We start from the raw sequence: 19185 nt of genomic DNA, 5'->3' as shown, positions 1-19185 counted from the left end.
GCCGGTTCAGATAACGTGCTTGAAATAATCGGCGCAGAATTCGCCCAGCCGGCCCAGGTCCCGGCAGACCCCGATTCCGGCCGCCTCCATGGCGGCAAGCTTGGCCCGGGCTCCACCGCTGTTACCGCTGACAATGGCCCCGGCATGGCCCATTCTTCTTCCCGGCGGGGCAGTGAGCCCGGCGACAAAGCCGACCATTGGCTTGCGCACATGTTCGCTGATATGGGCGCAGGCCTCTTCCTCGGCGCTGCCGCCGATTTCCCCCACCATGACCATCCCCCGGGTTGCCGGGTCCTGCTCAAAGGCCCGCAGACAGTCGATGAAACTGGTGCCCACCACCGGGTCGCCGCCGATACCGATACAGGTGGACTGGCCCAGCCCCTGCCGGCTCAATTGGTGGACCACCTCGTAGGTCAGGGTGCCGGAGCGGGAGACCACCCCGATGGGACCGGGCTGGTGGATGGCCCCCGGCATGATCCCCACCTTGCATTGTCCCGGGGTGATGATTCCCGGACAGTTGGGGCCGATCAGCCGGGTGGCGCTGTCGGCCAGGATATTTTTTACCTTGAGCATGTCCAGCACCGGGATGCCCTCGGTGATGGCCACGATCAGTTCGATGCCGGCTGAGGCCGCCTCGAGGATGGCATTGGCGGCAAAGGGGGGCGGCACGAAGATCAGGCTGCAGTCAGCCTGGCTGGCGGCCCGGGCCTCGGCCACGGTATCAAACACCGGTATCCCGTCCAGGTCCCGGCCGCCCTTGCCCGGGGTGACCCCGGCCTTCACCCGGGTACCGTAGGCCACACACTGCCGGGTGTGGAAACTGCCCTCCCGGCCGGTGATCCCCTGGACCAGGACCCTGGTGTTGCGGTCAACAAAGATGGCCATTTTTTTCTGAACCGTTTGAACGTTTAAACCGTTTGAGCGTTTGAACCGTTATTTACTATTTGGGTTATCTTGCCAGCGGCGTCGCTTAAGTCGGTGGCAATGATCAGATCAAGGCCCGACCCGGCCAGGATTTTTTTCCCTTCCGCGGCATTGGTTCCCGCCAGTCGCACCACCATCGGCACCGTGATCTCGTTTTTGCGAGCCGCCTCTACCACCCCGGCGGCCAGCACGTCGCAGCGGAGGATTCCCCCGAAGATATTTATCAATATCCCTTTGACCTTGGGGTCGGCCAGGATGATCTGTAATCCTTTTTCCACCTTCTCGGCCCTGGCACCGCCGCCCACATCGAGAAAGTTGGCCGGTTCGGCGCCATTGTTCTTGATCAGGTCCATGGTGGCCATGGCCAGGCCGGCGCCGTTGACCATGATGCCCACATTGCCGTCCAGCCGGATATAGTTGAGGTTGGCCGCCGCTGCTGCTGCCGCCTCCAGCGGGTCCTCCTGGTCCGGGTCGCGGAGCGCGGCCAGGGCCGGCTGCCGGAACAGGGCGTTGTCGTCGATCTCCATCTTGGCGTCCAGGGCAACGAGCCGGTCGTCGCTGGTTGCCGCCAGGGGATTTATTTCCACCAGCGTGCAGTCGCATTCCACGAAAAGCAGATAAAGCCGCTCCAGCAGGTCGGTAAACCCTGTGATCAGCACGGGCTTAAGGCCCAGGCCGCCGACCACTTCCCGGCAATCGGCTGGCTGCAGACCCTTGCGCGGATCCACCGTCACCCTGACGATCTTGTCCGGGTCCGTGGCGGCCAGTTCCTCGATAGCCATGCCGCCGGCCGCACCGGCCATGATCATGATCCGGGCGCTGGCCCGGTCCGGCAGGATGGCCAGATACAGTTCCCGAGCAATGTTCTGGGCCTGTTCAATAAGGATTTTCCTGACCATCCGGCCGGCCGGACCGGTCTGGGGGGTAATCAGGGTCATGGCCAGGAGTTCGCTTGCCCGGGCCTCGACCTCGGCAGGAGTGGCGGCACGCTTGATACCGCCGCCCCTGCCGCGGCCGCCGGCATGGACTTGGGCCTTGACCATGGCCGGCAGCCCGGGCAGCTCCCGGGCCCGGGCCGCTGCCTCCGAAACCGTAGTCGCCATGCCGCCGGCCGGCACCGGTATCCCGTACTTGCGGAACAGCTCCTTGGCCTGGTATTCGTGGATTTTCATCTTTTGAAGTAGAACGACCAGGGGTGAAAAACTGAAGGTTTCAGCCGCATTTTCTTGAACATCCGGGAATTACTATGTTCCGTCTAACGTCTGCCGTTTTCTGAGCGTTGATATTTGAAATAGGCGCCGCAGGCCCCCTCGCCCGAGACCATGCAGGGGCCGATGGGATGTTCCGGGGTGCAGGCGGTGCCGAACAGCCGGCACGCATCGGGCTGGGTGATCGATTTGAGTACATCGCCGCAGGCGCAGCCGGCCGGGTCTTTGGCATCAGTGATGGTCAGATCGAAGCGTTGGCAGGCGTCGTGGGCTGCGAATTCCGGGCGGATTGCCAGGCCGGTGCCGGGGATGACCGCCAGCCCGCGCCACTCGCCGTCAATGGGTGCGAATACTTTGTCCATCACGGCCATGGCCCGGCGGTTGCCCTCGTTGCTTACCGCCCGTTGATAGGCCACTTCCACCCTGGCCTTGCCGGCCAGGATCTGGCGGGCGAGCCGCGCCACCGCCTCGAGAATATCCACCGGCTCGAACCCGGCGATCACGCAGGGGATTTTATATTTATCCACCAGGGGACGGTAGGCGTTGGCGCCGATCATGATCGAGACATGGCCGGGACAGATCAGGCCGTCGATCTTGATCTCAGGGTCGCTGGCCAGGGCCTCAAGGGCCGGCGGGATCAGCTTGTGGGCCGAGATCACCGAGAAATTTTTCAGCTTTTCCGCGGCCGCGGTAAGGATCGCCGCGGCAATCGTCGGAGTGGTGGTCTCAAAACCCACCCCGAGAAAGATCACCTCGCGGTCCGGGTTGCTGCGGGCGATCTCCAGGGCGTCCAGGGTGGAATAGACGGTGCGGATATCACTGCCGTTGGCCCGGGCCTCCTGGAGCGAGGAACGGCTGCCCGGCACCCGGAGGAGATCGCCGAAGGTGGTGATGATCACCCCGGGAATTGCCGAGGCCTTGATAAAGCTGTCGATTTCAGCGGTGGCGGTCACGCAGACCGGACAGCCCGGGCCCGAGGAAAGGGTGATCGTGTCCGGCAGCAGGTCGCGGATCCCGTGTCTGCAGATGGACACCGTATGGGTGCCGCAGACCTCCATCAGCTTGATCGGCATTGGCGACAACTTCTTGAGGGACGCGACCATTCTGCCGGCCAGCTCCGGGTCTCGATAGGAATCAAGCCATTTCATATATTAACCCTTTCCATTGCGCCGCTGCAAGATCGCATGGCCGGCCACGGCCTGGCCCAGGGCGAGGCCGCCGTCGTTGGCCGGCACCTGGTTATGGACATACACGGTAAAGCCAATGCGTTCCAGGCGTGTCTTCAACGCGGTCTGCAGGGTCATGTTCTGAAAAACCCCGCCGGACAACACAACCTGATTTATCCCGGTCTGTCCCCTGAGAAGCATGGCGGTCCGGGCAAAGAGTTCTGCCAGGGTGTTATGAAACCGGCTGCTGATCACCGGGGCCGGGACCTGTTCGCGGAGGTCCTGGACCACCCCCTTGATGATCGGCGCAATGTCCAACTGCACCGGCACCCCTGCTTTTTCCCGGATCGCAAAGTCGTAGACCCCCTGGTCATGATCGTGGCCAGGCAGCACCATCTCCAGCATTGCCGCGGCCTCCCCTTCAAAGGACACAGTGTAGCGTAGATTCAGCAGGGCGGCAACCGCATCGAAAAGACGACCGCAACTGGAGGTGAGTGGCGAGTTGATCCCCTTTTCCATCATCTGGACAAGGGGGATGAGCTTGTCCCGGTAATGGTCGAGCACCGGCAGCTCCAGTTCCCGGAACCCCGGGCCAAAGGCATGGGCCAGGTGGCTGGCCGCCATGCGCCAGGGCTCGCGGATCGCTGCCTCGCCGCCGGGCAGGGGGACCGGGGCGAGATGGGCGGCCCGGGTATAGTCAGCGTATCCGGCCACCAGCACCTCGCCGCCCCACACGGTGTTGTCCGGCCCGTAACCGCTGCCGTCTAACGTTATGGCGATGACCGGGCCGGTCAGCCGGTGCTCGGCCATGCAGGACACTGCATGGGCATGGTGATGCTGGACCGCCACCAGGGGCAGGTGCTGTTCGCGGGCGTAGCGGGTGGAGGGGTAGTCGGGATGAAGGTCGTGAACGATCAGCTCCGGCTCGATCCGGAGCAGGGCGGTAAAATGACCGATCAGCTCCTTTAAATTCCGGAGGGTGTCGAGGTTATCCAGGTCGCCGATGTGCTGGGAGACAAAGGCCTGCCGGTTGCGGGTCAGGCAGATCGTGTCCTTGAGCATCGCTCCCAGGGCCAGGGTGCGGCCGGCGTCTTCGGCCAGGTCCAGGGCGGTGGGCACAAAGGAGCGGGCTCTTCTGAGCAGGGAGACCTGGCCGCGGTCATTGAGCCGCAGCACTGAATCATCGACCCGGGTGACGATCCGCCGGGTGTGGAGCAGAAAACAGTCGGCAATCCCGGCCAGCTGCAGAAGGGCCTCGTCGTTGTCCTTGGCAATGGGCGTGCCGGAGCGGTTGCCGCTGGTCATCACCAGGGCGGGCCGTTCCACTCCGGCCAGGAGCAGATGATGGAGCGGGGTATAGGGCAGCATCACCCCGATATACCGGTTGTCCGGGGCCAGGTTGGCCGCCAGTTCGAAGGGGTTTTTTTTGCGGAGCAGCACCACCGGCTTCTGCGGCCCGGCAAGCCAGGCCCGTTCATGGTCGCTGATCCCGGCAAAGGAGGCTGCCGTATCGATATCCGGGGCCATGACCGCCAACGGCTTGGCCGGTCTGCCCTTATGGCGCCGGAGCCGGGTCACTGCCTGTTCATTGGTGGCATCCACGGCCAGGTGGAAACCGCCCAGCCCCTTGATCGCCACGATCTGCCCGGCCCGGAGCCGGGTGGCGGCCGCGGTCAGGGGATCGTCTGAGCCCAGGGGCTGGTTGCTGGCGTCTACCAGCAGGAGATGGGGGCCGCAGTCAGGACAGCAGGTGGCCTGGGCATGGAACCGGCGATCAGTGGGATCCCGGTATTCGGCCCGGCAGGCAGCGCACATGGGAAAGTCGACCATGGCGGTCATGGGGCGGTCATAGGGGGTCTGTTTGATCAGGGTATAGCGGGGGCCGCAGTCGGTGCAGTTGATAAAGGGGTAGCCGAATCTGCGGTCAGCGGGGTCGAGGAGTTCGGCCAGGCAGGCCGGGCAGACATCGGAGTCCGGGGTGACCGGGCCGGTTTTTTCCCCGGCCGGGATCGACTCGCGGATCTGGAACTCGGGATGAGTCTGCTCCGGATCAATCTTGCGGCGTATTGTGGTCAGTTCGGTTATTACCGCCAGGGGCGGGGCACCGGGCCTGATTGCCGCCTCGAAGCGATCCACTTCCCTTTCCGGGCCGTTGACCACGATCACCACCCCGGCCGGGGTGTTGGCCACGCTACCGGTCAGGCCGTGGCCCCGGGCCAGCCGAAAGATGAAGGGCCGGAAGCCGACCCCCTGGACAATGCCGCTGGCAATTATTTCAGCCCGGACCATTCCCCTGTTCAATCTCCCCGGACCTGGGCCCGGACCCAGTCATGCCAGGTATCGAGACCCTGGCCGGTATAGGCGGAGATCTCGATGATAACGAGATCGGGGTTGATCGAGCGGGCCGCTGCTTTCATCCGTTCGATATCGCAGCGGAGATGGGGCAGGAGATCGATCTTGCTGATCAGCAGCACTTCCGACTCCTTGAACATCAGGGGGTATTTCAACGGCTTGTCGTCGCCCTCGGTGACCGACAGCATCATCACCTTGCACTTCTCGCCCACCTTGAACTCGGCCGGGCAGACCAGGTTGCCGACGTTCTCGATGACCAGCAGGTCGAGTCCGTCCAGGTCCAGCTCGGCCAGGGCGTTGCGGACCATGTTGGCATCCAGGTGGCAGGCCCCGTCGGTCTCGATCTGCACCGCGGTCAGCCCGGCCGCCGCCACCCGCTCGGCATCAAGACTGGTCTGGATGTCGCCCTCAATGACCCCGATCCGCAGTCGGCCGGCAAATGCCTTGCCCATCTCTTCCAGCAGGGTGGTCTTGCCAGCGCCCGGTGAACTCATCAGGTTGAGCACGATCAGTTTCCGGTCGGCAAACAGCTGGTTGTTTTCAATGGCGATCCTGCTGTTGGCATCGAGTATGTTCTTAACGACCTGTACGCGTTTCATGTTGAGTATCCCTTTTCAGCCCTTGCTTCTCTCCGGCTGGCAGACCGACAAAAGACGCAGGGCAATGGCCAGGACCAGGATGATCCCGACATTGACGCCCAGTTCCACCAGCACCGGCCACAGGGCCTGCCATTCCGCGCCGCCGCTGGTTATCCGGGCAGCCATCGAGTGCTCGGCCTCGATCAGGAGGATGCGCCGGGTGCTGGAAATAATACCGATGTAGAGAAACGGGTTAAGGCTGAAGGCCTCCCGCTTCAGGAAGCGGACAATGGGCCACATCAGCTCCATGACGATCAGGGCCAGCAGCACGTCGTTCAACACGTGGAGGATGGCGCTGGAATCGGGATGGAAGAGGTTGGGAATGGTCCGGACCAGGATCAGGGCCGCGCAGATCATCAGGGTCACTGCCACCGCGAAATGGATCAGGTCGTCGACCGCGATCAAGAGCCGCCTGAGCAGGGTGACATTGAGCAGCGAGGTTTTTTTCGGCATGGGGACTCCCGTCTTACAATGGTTGTCTTGATTTTGTCAAGGACCGGTCAGTGGCCCGCCATCATGGCCAGAACCCCGGACAGTACGGCCCAGACCAGCACCAGCCCGGTGAGCAGCAGGCAGGCGCCGGCCAGCAGCTGGTGGGCAAAGGTGTCCGGCCGCCTTTCCCGGTAGCCCAGGAGCAGGCCCAGGAGCAGGCCGGCGGCAATGCCGCCGCCATGGCCCCAGTTATTGATTCCCGGTACCAGGAGGCCGAAAATAAACAGGCTGATCACCCAGCCGCCCACATGGCGGTACACGGCCCGGCCATAGGCGCCGCCCCGGCTCTTGCCGTAATAAAGGGCCGCGCCGATCAGCCCGCAGACCGCGGCCGAGGCGCCGATGGTCAGGGAGACCCCGGCCAGGGCGGAGAGCAGGTAGCCGCCGATTCCGGCGCCGGTATAGATGACGAACATCCGCGCGGCCCCGTATTCCCTGATCACCAGCGGGCCGAGCTGGTTCAAGGCGATCATGTTGAAGAGGATATGGAGGATGCCGCCGTGCAGGTAGCTGGCGGAAATGAGCGTCCACCAGCGGTGTTCAACCAGCAGGGGATAGGAGCCGGTGGCGCCCAGCAGCCAGAGGCTGACATTGCTGGGCGCGAGAAAGGTGAGCGGGTTCATCGACAGACCGGTCTGCGCCGGGTTGAAGAGCAGGGAAATGACATACATCACAACATTGGCCCCGATCAGGAGCCTGATCAGGGCCGCGCCGTTGTCCGCGTCCGGGAAGCGCAGCTGTTTCCAGCGGGCTCCGGGCCGGGACAGGCCGCAGTAGGGGCATTCCGTTACATAGGTGCTGATCAGCTTCTTACAGTTGGGGCAGAGCAGCGGTCCGGTTCTGGATCGGGTCATCTATTTAATCCTGGGGATGGCGGGGGATTGGTTGCGCGGCCCTGTTTCCGGCTCGCAGCTTCCTGTTTCATCCCCACCGGGGTGCGGGGGACAATGGCGTATGATTTCCTGTCGCGTTGGAGAATGGCGCTGCGCGGGGTGTGGTCCATATCTGCACCTCGGGTGTGTGTTTTCAACTGTATTGCTTCCATTGTACGTGTTCCAGGGGCCAAGTTTCAAGGTTTTCCTGGCCGCCGGGGTCAGTCTGCGTGGGGCAGCGGGATCTTTTCGCTGTTCTCGTTGATCCGCACGAATGTGACCCGGGTCGAAAAGATCAGATCTTCTTGCGCGGTGCTGTTGCCGTGATAGACGTGGACACAGTATTGCACGGAGGTGGTTCCGGCCCTGGTCTTTTCAACGAGAAACTTGAGGATGGTGCCCTGGCGGACGCTTTTCTTGAAAACGACCTTATCCATCCCCCTGGTAACGAAGTTGCACCCCGGGTAGTCCATGGTTGCGGTGATCCAGGCATACTCATCGACCCATTTCAGCAGGTCGCCGCCGAACAGATAGCCATATTGATTTAAACTTACCGGAAGGACCAGTTTATGATTTTCCATCAGTGCTTGTTACCTCAAACAGTGGCGGCCGGCGGTCTCGTGTTGACCCTTGGCCCCGGGATAAGCAAGGGGCTCTGTTCAGAGCCCCTTGCGTGAATCGAGCATCAGGGTGACCGGGCCGCAGTTGACCAGTTCCACCTCCATCATTGCCTGGAATTCACCGGTGGCGGTCCGTATCCCCCTTTTTTTCACCTCATTGACGAAAAACCGGTACAGGGTGTCGGCCAGCTCGGCCGGGGCCGCGCTGGCATAGGAGGGCCGCCGGCCCTTGCGGCAGTCGCCGTACAGGGTGAACTGCGACACCACCAGCATCTCGCCGTTCACCTCGCGCAGCGACCGGTTCATCAACCCCTGGTCATCGGCAAAGATTCGCAGGTTGACGATCTTGCCGGCCAGCAGCGTGCCATCCTTGGCCGTGTCCTCCGCATGCACGCCGAGCAGGACCATCAACCCCCTGCCGATCGCGCCCACGGTCCGCCCGCCGACCCGGACCGTGGCCTTGTTCACCAGTTGTACCACCGCCCGCATGGTTTTCCCTGCTCCGGTTCTGTTTCAGACACTGTCACGCTGTGTCCGCACGGCCTGTTCGATCATGCGGCCGCTTTTGTGAAAAGAGGTTGCTGTTTTGTTATTCATAGCATATCGTGTATTGATTATGGAAGAGTAACCAGGTGATATTGGACAGAAATTCCTTGTGCCGCAGAGGATCTCTCCCTTCGGGCCGCCGAGATGGATAATAAAAAATACCGCCTGCACAACCTGCTTGCCGATGAGTCCCCCCCGGCCCTGCGGATGGAAATCATCCATATTGCCGGGTTGATTTCCGCTGATTTCGATTCCACTACCTTTGAGCAGATCTTTAACGACATTGTCAAGCTTTTCTCCGGTGATTTTCCCGGGTACCAGGCCAGCAATACCGCCTATCACGACCTTGACCACAGCCTGATGGTGACCCTGGCCATGTCCCGGCTGCTGCACGGGCTCTCCCTCGAAGGACAGCGGTTTTCCGGGCGGGAGGTGCTCCTGGGACTCTGCGCGGCCCTGTTTCACGACACCGGCCTGATCCAGACCGATGATGATATCGAGGGAACAGGCGCCAAGTATACCCTTGGCCATGAACAGCGGAGCATCCGGCTGATGAGCGGCTATCTCGCCGGCCTGGATTTTAACGCCGAGGAGATCAGCGACTGTTCCCAGATGATCAACTGTACGATTCTGACCCTGCCGCCCGGTGAGATCCCCTTTCGCAATGAACGCTGCGCCCTGCTCGGCAAGGCCCTGGGCACGGTGGATCTGCTCGCCCAGATGGCGGATCGGAAGTACCTGGAAAAACTGCCGCTGCTCTTCAAGGAATTCGGGGAGGGCGGGATTCCGGGCTATAAGTCGGAACTGGAGATGCTCAGGAAAACCGAACAGTTTCACCGCTCCGTGGTCCAGACCCGCCTGATCAACGAACTTGACAATATCGCCCTGGTGATGAAGCGCCACTTTTATGAGCGCTGGGGACTTGGCCGCGATCTTTACGCCGAGGCCATTGCCCGGAACATCAACCACCTGAACTATATCGACGAATTATGCCGGGGCGATGAGGACTGCTTCGAGCAAAAGCTGCGGCGCGGCGGCATTCTCAGGGATTTCATCGACAAAGAGACAAAGGCGCCGGCCAGGGGCGATTAGTCCGCCGGGTAAAGGAAGCCCGGGTCAGGGGCCGGCCCAGTTGTTCAGGACTGTTGCTCAAGGTTGCCCAGCAGGTACTGGAGGATGGCAACCACGGCCAGGGAGGCGGTCTCGGCGCGCAGGAGCCGGCGGCCCAGGCCCACCGGGATGAAGCCCGCGGCAATCGCCTGAAGCACTTCCTGTTCACTGAAGCCGCCCTCCGGGCCGACCAGGGCCAGCAATGATAGCGGGCCGGTCTTGGCGGCCCCGGGGAACAACCCGGTGAGGCTCCGGCTCTTCTCCTCTTCCCAGAAGATTATCTTCAGATCGTATTCCCTGGCTGTTGCCAGTAATTGGTCCAGGGGGACCGGCGCCGGGCAGTCCGGCGGCAGCGGCCGGTTGCACTGTTTGCAGGCGGCCCGGGTGATTCTCCGCCACCGTTCGAGCCGGCGCTGTTGTTGTTCGGCGCCGGGCCGGATGGCGCAGTAGCGGGAGACAAAGGGATGGATCGCGGCCACCCCCAGTTCGGTCGCCTTCTCAACGATGAGATCCATCTTGCCGGCCTTGACCAGGGCCTGTCCCAGGTGGAGTCGCGGGCCGTGTCCCTGTTTCTCCTGCTCTGTTTTCAAAATGGTCGCCTCGACCGCCCCCCTGCCGGTATGGCTGATCTCCGCGACATAGACCGCGCCCGTGCCGTCAAAAAGATGGATTCTCTGCCCCGGCCCGAGCCGGAGTACGGTGGTGAGATGGCGGGCCTCCTGGCCGGTGATGACCGCTTTTGCGCCGGAGATGTCGGCCGGATCGATAAAGAAGTGTCGCATGATCCCTCTTTTTTTGTAACCGTTCACCGGGTGGCGCGACCACCTGTCGAGTACACTCCTTGCCCGGCGGCTGGTCATTCCCGCGGTTCAGGTTTGTCATTCAAGCCGCGGGGGGCAATGACCTCTTTCACGGTCCAGGCCCCGGATTTCCGCTGTTCGCCCTTGCGGTCCCCGCATGAAGTTACCCGGCAGTCGGGGCAGTACTCCGGCTCGCATGGATCCACATGGATCATCACGTCCCCCTCCTCGCCCATGGCCTCAAGCAGCCGCTCGGTGATCTCCTGTTCCGTTGCATGGATCTTGTCCAGGGTCCAGTAATGGGGCATGGAGATGTGGAGATCAACATGGTGGTAGCGGCCCGAGCGGATGGCCCGCAGCTTGTGGGGATAGAGCCAGCCCGGTTGTTTGATCTCGTTGAGGCAGGCAACGATCCGGTCGAGCAGTTCCGGGTCTGCCTTGTTCATCAGGTTGCGTCCGGCGCCGCGGACCAGGTTGATGCCGGGCAGGAAGATGTTTACCGCCACCAGGCAGGCGATCAGCGGGTCGAGCCAGACAATACCGGTAAAACGGACCAGCAGCAGAGCGACGATCACCCCGGCACTGGTATAGAAATCGGTGAGCAGGTGGTGGCCGTCGGCCCGGAGCGCATCGGATTTGAGTTTTTTCCCTGAATGGAGTAGATAAAGCCCGACCCCCAGGTTGATCAAGCCGGCCGCCAGCACCAGGGAGAGACCCGGTCCCAGGTTGGTCAGCGGCTTGGGGTTGAAAAAGGCGGGCACCGCCTCCACCATGATCATGATTGCCGCAAAGATGATCAGCCCGCCCTCCAGGCCGGCGGCAAAGGCCTCGATCTTGCCGTGTCCGTAAGGATGGTCCTGGTCGGCCGGCTGGGAACTGATCGCAACGGTCATTACCAGGAAGGCGCCGGTGCCCACGTTGATGATTGATTCAAGGGCATCGGAGAGGATCGCCTTGGAATCGGTGAGATAGTAGGCAATAAACTTGACGATCAGGAGCAGGAACGAGGTCAGCAGTGCCACTCTCGCCGCCCGGCGGATGGCCGGGTAACGGAGCCTTGATTCCGGCACGGTTTGTTGGTGAGCAGGGGAAGTCATTTCTGCCAGATGTACCAGGTGATCGTTGTTTTTGCCAAGTGATTTTCTTTAATGTCAAGGAATGATCCATGGATGCAACCCGGCTCAAGGAGCTGCTTCTGCAGGTCAAGAACGGCGGTTGCGGGATCGACGAGGCCCTGAACCGGCTGCGGCACTGGCCCAGCGAGGAGATGGGCTTTGCCTGCCTCGACCATCACCGCTCCCTGCGCACCGGGATGCCGGAGGTGGTGTACGGCGAGGGCAAGACCGCGGCCCAACTCATCGGGATCATCGGCAAGATGGTTGGCTCGGGCGGCCCGGTGATCGCCACCCGGGTGGACCCGGACAAGGCCGGTCCGGTCCGGGTTCGTTTTCCCGATCTTGTCTACCACCGGACCGCGCGGATGCTCACCGGCGCGGAGAAAAATTTTCAGCCATGCCCGGACGCCCGGGGCGGGATCCTGGTGCTGTCGGCCGGGACCTCGGACCTGCCGGTGGCTGAGGAGGCCCTGGTTACGGCCCGGGCCCTGGGCCATCCGGTTTCCCTGGTAAACGACGTGGGGGTGGCCGGGGTCCATCGGCTCCTGGCCCACCGGGAACTGCTTGACAGCGCCATTGTGCTGATCGTGGTCGCCGGCATGGAGGGTGCCCTGCCCAGCGTGGTGGGCGGCCTGGTGGCCCGGCCGGTTGTTGCCGTGCCCACCAGTGTTGGTTACGGCACCGGTCTCGGCGGGCTCGCCGCCCTGCTCGGAATGCTCAATAGTTGCGCCCCGGGCATGGCGGTGGTCAATATCGACAACGGTTTCGGCGCCGCCTGCATGGCGGCGGCGATCAACAGGGGTTGATTTTTATACAACAGGACCGTTTCCCTGTTTCATCCCCCCGGACCGGGGCGGTGTGGGCCGGGAGTTTGACTGGTAACTGATCATAGTATCCGGGAATGCAAATTGACACATCTTGCAGGTAGGGTATAATCGACCGGTTTGATGTATGTCTGCCCGCGCCTGTCTGCCCGCGCCTGTTCGGCGGCCCTGGAGTCGCACCGGTTCCTTTGCCGGCGTGGGAATAGTTGTTACTGGTTTGTCAAAGCTGAAAGTTTATTAGGAGTCTGGTGAATGAATAGAACCATAAAATGGAAGATCGCCACCTTGATGGTGGCGATCGCCTTTGCCGGCGTGATTCTGGCGCCGTCACTGTTTCCCTCCACCCCGGAATGGTGGAGCAAGTATCTGGCCCCGCAGGGGCTGCGTCTCGGTCTTGACCTCCAGGGCGGCATGCATCTGGTACTCAAGGTTGACCTGGACAAGGCCCTGGAAAACACCCTGGACCTGGCGGCCAGCGACCTGAAGGAAAGTCTGGCCGAGAAAGGGGTGTCCGCGGTGCGCACCAAGTCCGACGACCCGCGGGTGGTGCGCTTGACCCTGCCCAATATCGACAGCCTGAACACGGTCCGGGAGGTGATCAAGGACGATTTCCCCAACCTTGATATCGAGGTCCAGACCGAGCAAGGCTCCTTTCCCCGGGTCCTGCTGAGCCTGACCAGCGAGGAGGTCGCCTATATTCACAAGAATGCAGTGGCCCAGTCCCTGGAGATCATCCGTAACCGGATCGATCAGTTCGGGGTGTCCGAACCGGTGATCATCCGCCAGGGCGAGGACGAGATCGTGGTGCAGTTGCCCGGGATCAAGGACCCGGACCGGGCCCTGGACCTGATCGGGCAGACCGCCCAGCTGGAGTTCAAGCTGTTGGCCGAGGATGCCGGGGTGGACCCCGGGGCCCTGGTCCGCGAGGCTGAGAACAGTGGCCAATGGCGCCCGGGCGAGGGCCGGAAAAAGCTCAACCTGGTCCTGCAGAACCGTCTGCCGCCCGGCACGGAGATCTATTTCGAGAAGCAGGTCGATCCCAAGACCGGCCAGGAGCGGAAAACTCCGCTGTTGATCAAAAGCCAGGTATTGATGACCGGCGACATGGTCAAGAACGCCCAGGTGCGGATCGGCGGCAACTTTAACGAGCCCTATACCAGCCTTGATTTCACTGGTCGCGGTGGCCGGATCTTTGGTCAGATCACCGAGAAGAACGTGGGCAAGCGCTTTGCGATCATCCTTGACGAGGTGGTCCGTTCGGCGCCGGTGATCCAGGAGAAGATCCTGGGCGGCAGCGCCCAGATCACTGGTAACTTTACCTATGAGGAGGCCAACGACCTGGCCATTGTCCTGCGGGTCGGCGCCCTGCCGGCGCCGGTGTCGATCATCCAGAATCTCACCGTGGGCGCCTCCCTGGGCCAGGATTCCATTGACCGCGGCCTGATGTCCGGCCTGCTCGGCACAGCGCTGGTCATGGTTTTCATGGTGTTTTATTACCGTTTTTCCGGGCTTAACGCCAATTTTGCCCTGATGCTCAATATCCTTTTTCTCTTTGCCGGGCTGGCGGCCATGGGCGCCACCCTCACCCTGCCGGGTATTGCCGGGATCATCCTCACCATCGGCATGGCAGTGGACGCCAATGTGCTGATCTTTGAGCGGATGCGCGAGGAGTTTGCCCTGGGCAAGTCGGTCAAGTCCGGGATCGAGGGTGGCTATGACAAGGCCTTCTGGACCATTGTCGACTCCCAGGTGACCACCCTGATCACCGCCCTGGCCCTGTTTCTTTTCGGTACCGGACCGATCAAGGGTTTTGCCGTCACCCTCTCCCTGGGCGTGCTCTTCAACCTGTTCACCACCCTGTTCGGCACCCGGACGGTCTATGACGTATTGTACGCCAAGCGCTGGCTGCGGCCGATTAAATTTGTCCAGGTTGTCGGTATTCCCAAAATAGACTACATGCGGTTGAAAAAGATCACCTTTACCGTATCCGGGATTTTTGTGTTAATCGGCCTGGTCGCCTTTATCCAGATCGTCCGGGGCAAGGCCAATCTGGGGGTGGATTTTGCCGGCGGCTCCATGATCCAGTACCATGCCGATCGCTCCTTTGAACTGGACAAGGTGCGCAAGGCGTTGCAGGCCCACGGCCTGGGCGGGGTGGACCTGCAGCAGGTGGTGAACGAGAACCGGCTGATCGTCAAGCTGAAGAAATCAGAGGCCGTGGTCGGCAACCTCGGCGATGCCATCTCCAAGGCCCTGGCCGCTGAGATACCGGGCAATGATTTTATCATGGAGAGCCAGTCCGAAATCGGCGCCTCGGTGAGCGAGGCGCTGCGGGACAAGGCCCTGCTGGCCATCGCCATTTCGTTGATCGGGGTAATCTGTTACCTGGCCGTCCGCTTTGATCTGACCTTCGGGTTTGCCGCGGCCATTGCCACCTTTCATGACGTGCTGGTGGTTCTGGGCATCTGCTGGCTGCTGGACATTGAGATCACCCTGCTCATCGTCACCGCGCTCCTTACCCTGGCCGGCTACTCCTTAAACGACAGCGTGGTGGTCTTTGACCGGATTCGAGAGAATCTGAACAAGGCCTCCAAGGGACTGGTAAAAAAGGATTTCGCCGGGATCATCAACCTGAGCGTCAACGAGGTGCTGGGCCGGACCATGGTTACCTCGCTGACCACCGCCTTTGTGCTCCTGGCCCTGTTCCTGCTGGGCGGCACCGTGATCCACGATTTCTCTTTCGCCCTGTTGGTCGGGATCCTGGTGGGGACCTATTCCTCGATCTTTGTGGCCAGCCCGCTGCTTTCCCTGTGGCGCAAGGAGTAAGACCGGAATGTTGACCCAGGGATTACACCTGCCGGACCATGTTGAACAACTTGGCCGGGACCAGACATTCTGTTTTGCCTGCCATCCCGGGGTGGTCTGTTTTACCGGGTGCTGCCGGGAGCTGGAGCTGGCCCTGACCCCCTATGACGCCCTGCGGCTCTCCCGGGAACTGGGTCTGACCAACAGCGAGTTCCTGGATCGCCATGTGGTGATCGAACAGGAGGCGGGTGAAACCTTTCCCCGCTTCTATCTCGGCATGGTGGATGACGGCCGGGCCAGCTGCCCATTTGTCTCAACCGCCGGCTGCGCGGTCTATAACGGCCGGCCCGGCGCCTGCCGGGCCTATCCGGTGGGCCGGGCCGCGATGCTCGGCCGCAACGCCCGCCGGGAGGAGTTCCATGTCCTGGTCAGGGAGCCCCATTGCCGGGGCTTTAATGACCAGGCCCGGACCTGGACCGTGGACCAGTGGATCGCGGACCAGGGGTTGCTCGAGTACAACCGGATCAACGATGAGCTGCTCTTTCTGTTCCACCACCCCCGGGTCAGGAGGGGGCTGGTGTTGAGCAAGGATGAGCGCGACCGGTTCATCCTTGCCCTGTACCGGCTGGATGAATTCCGGGCCCTGGTGGCCGGGCCGGGACTTGGCAAGGATTTTACCCTTGACCCGGCGACCCGGGAGGCGGCCCTGGACAATGATACCGAACTGCTGCGGCTGGGGGTCCGCTGGCTGCAGACCCTGTTGCTGGGGGGTGATCGACTTGCGCAAGGGATAAAAAAGGGGCTGGACCCTAATAATAAAAAAAAGGGTTTTGCCGAATCCGTATGATTCCGTTAAGGATAGGAGCTGTGGATAGTACCGATGTAAAGGAAACCATCCCCTTGGGAGAAGAAACGACCAGGACCTTACGGCGGGTCGCTGCCGAGTACCGCGACGGCGAGGGTGGCTGCCACGGTCCGGACCATGCCGAACGGGTACACTGGACCGCCCTGCATATCGGCCGGCTGATGGGGGCTGACCTGGAGGTGTTGAGTGGCGCCGCCCTGCTCCATGATATTGGCAGGCGCTACGAAATGGCTGAAAAGGGGGGGATCTGCCATGCGGAAAAGGGCGCGGAACTGGCCCGCAAGATCCTGGCTGATCTCAACTTTAGCCCGGAGCGGATCAAGGCCATTACCCACTGCATTGAAACCCATCGCTACCGGAACGACAAGGCCCCTGAGAGTCTTGAGGCCAAGATCCTCTTTGACGCGGACAAGCTGGACTCCATCGGCGCGATCGGCATCGGCCGGGCCTTTCTGTTTGCCGGTCAGGTGGGGGCCAAGCTCCATAACGGCGAGGTGGATATCCTTACCAGCCGTTCCTATTCCACCGAGGATACCGCCTACCGGGAGTTCAGGTTCAAGCTGTCCAAGATCAAGGACCGGCTGCTCACCCCGGAGGGACAGCGGCTGGCCCGGGAGCGGCATGCCTTTATGGAGGTTTTTTTCGAGCGGCTGGAAAAGGAGATCAACGGCCGCGGTCATATTGCCACCGAATAAGAGCGGCCCGGGTCCGGGTGTTGAGTTTATAATTTATCAGGTTATTGTGAGGGGACAGGGATATGGCGAAAACGGTTCATGCCATGGTGCTCACCGGCTACGGCACCAACTGTGAGATGGAGATGGCCCATGCCTGCAGGCTGGGCGGCGCCGACCGGGTCGATATCGTTCACATGAGCGAACTCCTCCATGGTGAATACCGGTTGGACGATTATCATTTTCTCAACCTGCCCGGCGGTTTTCTTGACGGCGACGATCTCGGGGCCGGCCAGGCCGGGGCGCACCGGATCCGCTACGCCACCCTGGCCGGCGGCAATGAGCGCCTGTTTGCGCATCTGCAGCGATTTATCAATGCCGGCAAGCTGGTCCTGGGGGTGTGCAACGGCTTTCAGTTGATGGCCAAGATGGGGCTGCTGCCCGGTTTTGACAACAACCACGAGAACCGGGTGGTGAGCCTGATCTACAACGATTCCAGCCGGTTCGAGGACCGTTGGGTGACCCTGGCGGTGGACCCGGAGTCGCCCTGCGTGTTTACCCGGGGGCTGGATTATCTCTACTATCCGGTCCGGCACGGGGAGGGCAAGTTCGTCACTGACAGCGAGGCCACCCTGGCCCGGATCCGGGCGGAACACCTGGTGGCGATGCGTTACTGCGATCCCGAGACCAGGGAGGCGACCTCGGTATATCCCCTGAACCCCAACGGCTCGATCAACGCCATTGCCGGGCTCTGCGACCCCAGCGGCCGGCTGTTCGGCCTGATGCCCCATCCGGAGGCCTTTCTCCACCGGACCAACCATCCGCGCTGGACCCGGGAGGAGCTGCCCGAAGAGGGGCAGGGGGTGGCCCTGTTCCGCAACGGTATTGATTTTATCCGCAGGAATCTCCTTTAGCCATGAGCCGACTCAAACTGGTGGTCTTTGACTGCGACGGGGTGATGTTCGATTCCCGTGATTCCAACCGTGAATATTATAACCAGCTGCTGACCCGGTTCGGTCATCCTCCCATGGATGCCGGGGAACTCGACTATGTCCACAGCCATAATGTGATGGACTCGGTGGCCCATATCTTCCGCCACTATCCGGCCGCGGAGATCGAGGCGGTGCATCAATTGCGCCGGGAACTGGACTATACCCCGTTTCTCAAGCATATGGTCATGGAACCGGACCTGGTGGAGTTTCTCTGCTGGCTGAAGCCGGGTATCCATACCGCGATCAGCACCAACCGGACCAACACCATGCCGGCGTTGATGGCGATGTTCGGACTTGAACCCTATTTTGACAAGGTGGTCACCGCCCTGGACGTGACCCGGCCCAAGCCCCATGGCGAGGCCCTGGAGGTGATCCTTGACCATTTCGGGGTAAATGTTGACCAGGCGGTGTTTATCGGCGACTCAATGGTGGACCGGGAACATTGCGCCGGGGTGGGAATGGAGCTGATCGCCTTTAAGAACCCGGCCTTGCCGGCCCGATACCATGTGAACCGGTTCATGGAGATCGTTGAGCTGCCCTTTTTCCGGAACAGGTAGATTTACGCTACGGGTTTTTGCCCGGAAAGCACAGGATGCGACCATGGAACCCCAGGTGTATTCCCACGAGATTCTTGTTGCCGGCGCTGACTTTTCAACCTGTGAGGCCAAGGTGCGCCGTTTTTTCAGCCGCACCGAACTGGTCCGCTACGACAGTGTGCGGATCGCGGCCCCGGCGGCGCTGCGCGGTGACGCGCCCGGGTTCTGGCAGCGGCTGGAGCAGGGTGTTGCCGCCAACCGGCGGGTGGTCGGTGAACTCTTGGAGGAGCTTAACCGGGAAGGGATAGAGAGTCTGGCCGCCATCCGGGAGATGGACCAGGGCAGCGGCAGCAAGGTCTTTCACACCATTGCCCACCTGCTGGACGGTTTTTTCGGGATCGATTCAGTGTTCTACAACCTGGAGGACGATTCCCACTGGGTCTCTCCGCTCCTGGATGAACGGATCAAGGCCGAGCCCGCCTCCTTCTGGCTGCTTACGGTAGAGGGAATCATCCAGATCGGCGGGGCGGTCCTGCCGGGCCAACTCCGGCCCTTTGAGCGCACGGACGAGTGAGCGGATTTCGGCGGCTTCTACGGTGCCAGGCTGCGTGACAATGGGTAAAGAAAAATACCACGCCCGCAAGGCGTG

The 19185-nt window shown here is 61.8% G+C and carries 19 protein-coding genes; 8 read left to right on the top strand and 11 right to left on the bottom strand.

The window, feature by feature from the left end; all coding sequences use genetic code 11:
* Positions 1–6: 6 nt before the first annotated feature.
* From sucD to dtd, 9 genes are all read right to left on the bottom strand, one after another.
* On the bottom strand, positions 7–885 hold the full coding sequence (gene sucD / locus L3J03_01285) for a succinate--CoA ligase subunit alpha (GenBank protein ID MCF6289629.1): 879 nt from the start codon (positions 883–885) through the stop codon (positions 7–9).
* Between the two features lie 23 nt (positions 886–908).
* Positions 909–2096: an ADP-forming succinate--CoA ligase subunit beta gene (sucC, locus tag L3J03_01280; protein ID MCF6289628.1), complete on the bottom strand. Its 1188-nt coding sequence runs from the start codon at positions 2094–2096 to the stop codon at positions 909–911.
* A gap of 83 nt (positions 2097–2179) precedes the next feature.
* A complete protein-coding gene (gene hypD, locus L3J03_01275) occupies positions 2180–3280 on the bottom strand; it encodes a hydrogenase formation protein HypD (protein ID MCF6289627.1) in 1101 nt (366 codons plus the stop codon).
* A gap of 3 nt (positions 3281–3283) precedes the next feature.
* Positions 3284–5599, bottom strand: a complete 2316-nt coding sequence (hypF, locus tag L3J03_01270) for a carbamoyltransferase HypF (GenBank protein MCF6289626.1) — start codon at positions 5597–5599, stop codon at positions 3284–3286.
* Positions 5596–6249 (bottom strand): hydrogenase nickel incorporation protein HypB, encoded by a 654-nt coding sequence (gene hypB / locus L3J03_01265; GenBank protein MCF6289625.1) that lies wholly within the window; start codon positions 6247–6249, stop codon positions 5596–5598. The genes hypF and hypB overlap by 4 nt, the downstream gene beginning before the upstream one ends.
* Before the next feature lie 15 nt (positions 6250–6264).
* The gene (locus L3J03_01260; protein ID MCF6289624.1) at positions 6265–6741 is read right to left on the bottom strand and encodes a phosphate-starvation-inducible PsiE family protein; all 477 of its coding nucleotides are present in this window, start codon (positions 6739–6741) and stop codon (positions 6265–6267) included.
* A gap of 47 nt (positions 6742–6788) precedes the next feature.
* Complete coding sequence (locus L3J03_01255) at positions 6789–7634, bottom strand: rhomboid family intramembrane serine protease (GenBank protein MCF6289623.1); 846 nt, start codon at positions 7632–7634, stop codon at positions 6789–6791.
* A 239-nt stretch (positions 7635–7873) separates the two neighbouring features.
* Positions 7874–8233, bottom strand: coding sequence for a hypothetical protein (locus L3J03_01250; GenBank protein MCF6289622.1), 360 nt, complete (start codon positions 8231–8233; stop codon positions 7874–7876).
* Between the two features lie 78 nt (positions 8234–8311).
* Entirely contained in the window at positions 8312–8761 is a 450-nt protein-coding gene (gene dtd, locus L3J03_01245; protein MCF6289621.1) for a D-aminoacyl-tRNA deacylase, read from the bottom strand.
* 201 nt (positions 8762–8962) lie between these two features.
* Here dtd and L3J03_01240 point away from each other — a divergent pair, with 201 nt between their 5' ends.
* On the top strand, positions 8963–9910 hold the full coding sequence (locus L3J03_01240; GenBank protein ID MCF6289620.1) for an HD domain-containing protein: 948 nt from the start codon (positions 8963–8965) through the stop codon (positions 9908–9910).
* A gap of 44 nt (positions 9911–9954) precedes the next feature.
* On the opposite strand, the gene L3J03_01235 is transcribed toward L3J03_01240, so the two are convergent.
* Together L3J03_01235 and L3J03_01230 are read right to left on the bottom strand one after the other, a co-directional pair.
* Entirely contained in the window at positions 9955–10710 is a 756-nt protein-coding gene (locus tag L3J03_01235) for a 16S rRNA (uracil(1498)-N(3))-methyltransferase (protein ID MCF6289619.1), read from the bottom strand.
* Positions 10711–10784: 74 nt separating this feature from the next.
* Positions 10785–11825 carry a cation diffusion facilitator family transporter gene (locus tag L3J03_01230; protein MCF6289618.1) on the bottom strand — a complete coding sequence of 347 codons (1041 nt, stop codon included), beginning with the start codon at positions 11823–11825 and terminating at the stop codon, positions 10785–10787.
* Positions 11826–11893: 68 nt separating this feature from the next.
* Between L3J03_01230 and larB the strand changes: the two genes are divergently transcribed.
* The 7 genes from larB (at position 11894) to L3J03_01195 (ending at position 19110) form a co-directional block, all read left to right on the top strand.
* Positions 11894–12649: a nickel pincer cofactor biosynthesis protein LarB gene (gene larB, locus L3J03_01225; protein MCF6289617.1), complete on the top strand. Its 756-nt coding sequence runs from the start codon at positions 11894–11896 to the stop codon at positions 12647–12649.
* Between the two features lie 270 nt (positions 12650–12919).
* Positions 12920–15493 (top strand): protein translocase subunit SecD, encoded by a 2574-nt coding sequence (gene secD, locus L3J03_01220; GenBank protein MCF6289616.1) that lies wholly within the window; start codon positions 12920–12922, stop codon positions 15491–15493.
* Between the two features lie 7 nt (positions 15494–15500).
* Positions 15501–16319: a YkgJ family cysteine cluster protein gene (locus tag L3J03_01215; GenBank protein MCF6289615.1), complete on the top strand. Its 819-nt coding sequence runs from the start codon at positions 15501–15503 to the stop codon at positions 16317–16319.
* Positions 16320–16339: 20 nt separating this feature from the next.
* Entirely contained in the window at positions 16340–17032 is a 693-nt protein-coding gene (locus L3J03_01210; GenBank protein MCF6289614.1) for an HD domain-containing protein, read from the top strand.
* 62 nt (positions 17033–17094) lie between these two features.
* On the top strand, positions 17095–17922 hold the full coding sequence (locus L3J03_01205; GenBank protein ID MCF6289613.1) for a phosphoribosylformylglycinamidine synthase subunit PurQ: 828 nt from the start codon (positions 17095–17097) through the stop codon (positions 17920–17922).
* Between the two features lie 2 nt (positions 17923–17924).
* The gene (locus L3J03_01200) at positions 17925–18557 is read left to right on the top strand and encodes an HAD family hydrolase (GenBank protein MCF6289612.1); all 633 of its coding nucleotides are present in this window, start codon (positions 17925–17927) and stop codon (positions 18555–18557) included.
* A 43-nt stretch (positions 18558–18600) separates the two neighbouring features.
* Positions 18601–19110, top strand: a complete 510-nt coding sequence (locus L3J03_01195) for a hypothetical protein (protein ID MCF6289611.1) — start codon at positions 18601–18603, stop codon at positions 19108–19110.
* Positions 19111–19185 lie beyond the last annotated feature (75 nt).

The organism is Desulfobacterales bacterium (assembly GCA_021647905.1).
Classification (GTDB): domain Bacteria; phylum Desulfobacterota; class Desulfobulbia; order Desulfobulbales; family BM004; genus JAKITW01.
The sequence above is the reverse complement of the archived record's forward strand: the minus strand, read 5'-3'. Positions and strand labels throughout refer to the sequence as shown.

What these genes read in the sequence shown, in the direction of transcription:
- larB (MCF6289617.1), top strand. Translation starts at nt 11,894, where the DNA reads ATGGATGCAACCCGGCTCAAGGAGCTGCTTCTGCAGGTCAAGAACGGC.
- L3J03_01195 (MCF6289611.1), top strand. Translation starts at nt 18,601, where the DNA reads ATGGAACCCCAGGTGTATTCCCACGAGATTCTTGTTGCCGGCGCTGAC.
- L3J03_01260 (MCF6289624.1), bottom strand. Translation starts at nt 6,741, where the DNA reads ATGCCGAAAAAAACCTCGCTGCTCAATGTCACCCTGCTCAGGCGGCTC.
- L3J03_01250 (MCF6289622.1), bottom strand. Translation starts at nt 8,233, where the DNA reads ATGGAAAATCATAAACTGGTCCTTCCGGTAAGTTTAAATCAATATGGC.
- L3J03_01255 (MCF6289623.1), bottom strand. Translation starts at nt 7,634, where the DNA reads ATGACCCGATCCAGAACCGGACCGCTGCTCTGCCCCAACTGTAAGAAG.
- L3J03_01215 (MCF6289615.1), top strand. Translation starts at nt 15,501, where the DNA reads ATGTTGACCCAGGGATTACACCTGCCGGACCATGTTGAACAACTTGGC.
- L3J03_01235 (MCF6289619.1), bottom strand. Translation starts at nt 10,710, where the DNA reads ATGCGACACTTCTTTATCGATCCGGCCGACATCTCCGGCGCAAAAGCG.
- secD (MCF6289616.1), top strand. Translation starts at nt 12,920, where the DNA reads ATGAATAGAACCATAAAATGGAAGATCGCCACCTTGATGGTGGCGATC.
- sucD (MCF6289629.1), bottom strand. Translation starts at nt 885, where the DNA reads ATGGCCATCTTTGTTGACCGCAACACCAGGGTCCTGGTCCAGGGGATC.
- L3J03_01240 (MCF6289620.1), top strand. Translation starts at nt 8,963, where the DNA reads ATGGATAATAAAAAATACCGCCTGCACAACCTGCTTGCCGATGAGTCC.
- hypD (MCF6289627.1), bottom strand. Translation starts at nt 3,280, where the DNA reads ATGAAATGGCTTGATTCCTATCGAGACCCGGAGCTGGCCGGCAGAATG.
- L3J03_01205 (MCF6289613.1), top strand. Translation starts at nt 17,095, where the DNA reads ATGGCGAAAACGGTTCATGCCATGGTGCTCACCGGCTACGGCACCAAC.
- L3J03_01200 (MCF6289612.1), top strand. Translation starts at nt 17,925, where the DNA reads ATGAGCCGACTCAAACTGGTGGTCTTTGACTGCGACGGGGTGATGTTC.
- dtd (MCF6289621.1), bottom strand. Translation starts at nt 8,761, where the DNA reads ATGCGGGCGGTGGTACAACTGGTGAACAAGGCCACGGTCCGGGTCGGC.
- sucC (MCF6289628.1), bottom strand. Translation starts at nt 2,096, where the DNA reads ATGAAAATCCACGAATACCAGGCCAAGGAGCTGTTCCGCAAGTACGGG.
- hypB (MCF6289625.1), bottom strand. Translation starts at nt 6,249, where the DNA reads ATGAAACGCGTACAGGTCGTTAAGAACATACTCGATGCCAACAGCAGG.
- L3J03_01230 (MCF6289618.1), bottom strand. Translation starts at nt 11,825, where the DNA reads ATGACTTCCCCTGCTCACCAACAAACCGTGCCGGAATCAAGGCTCCGT.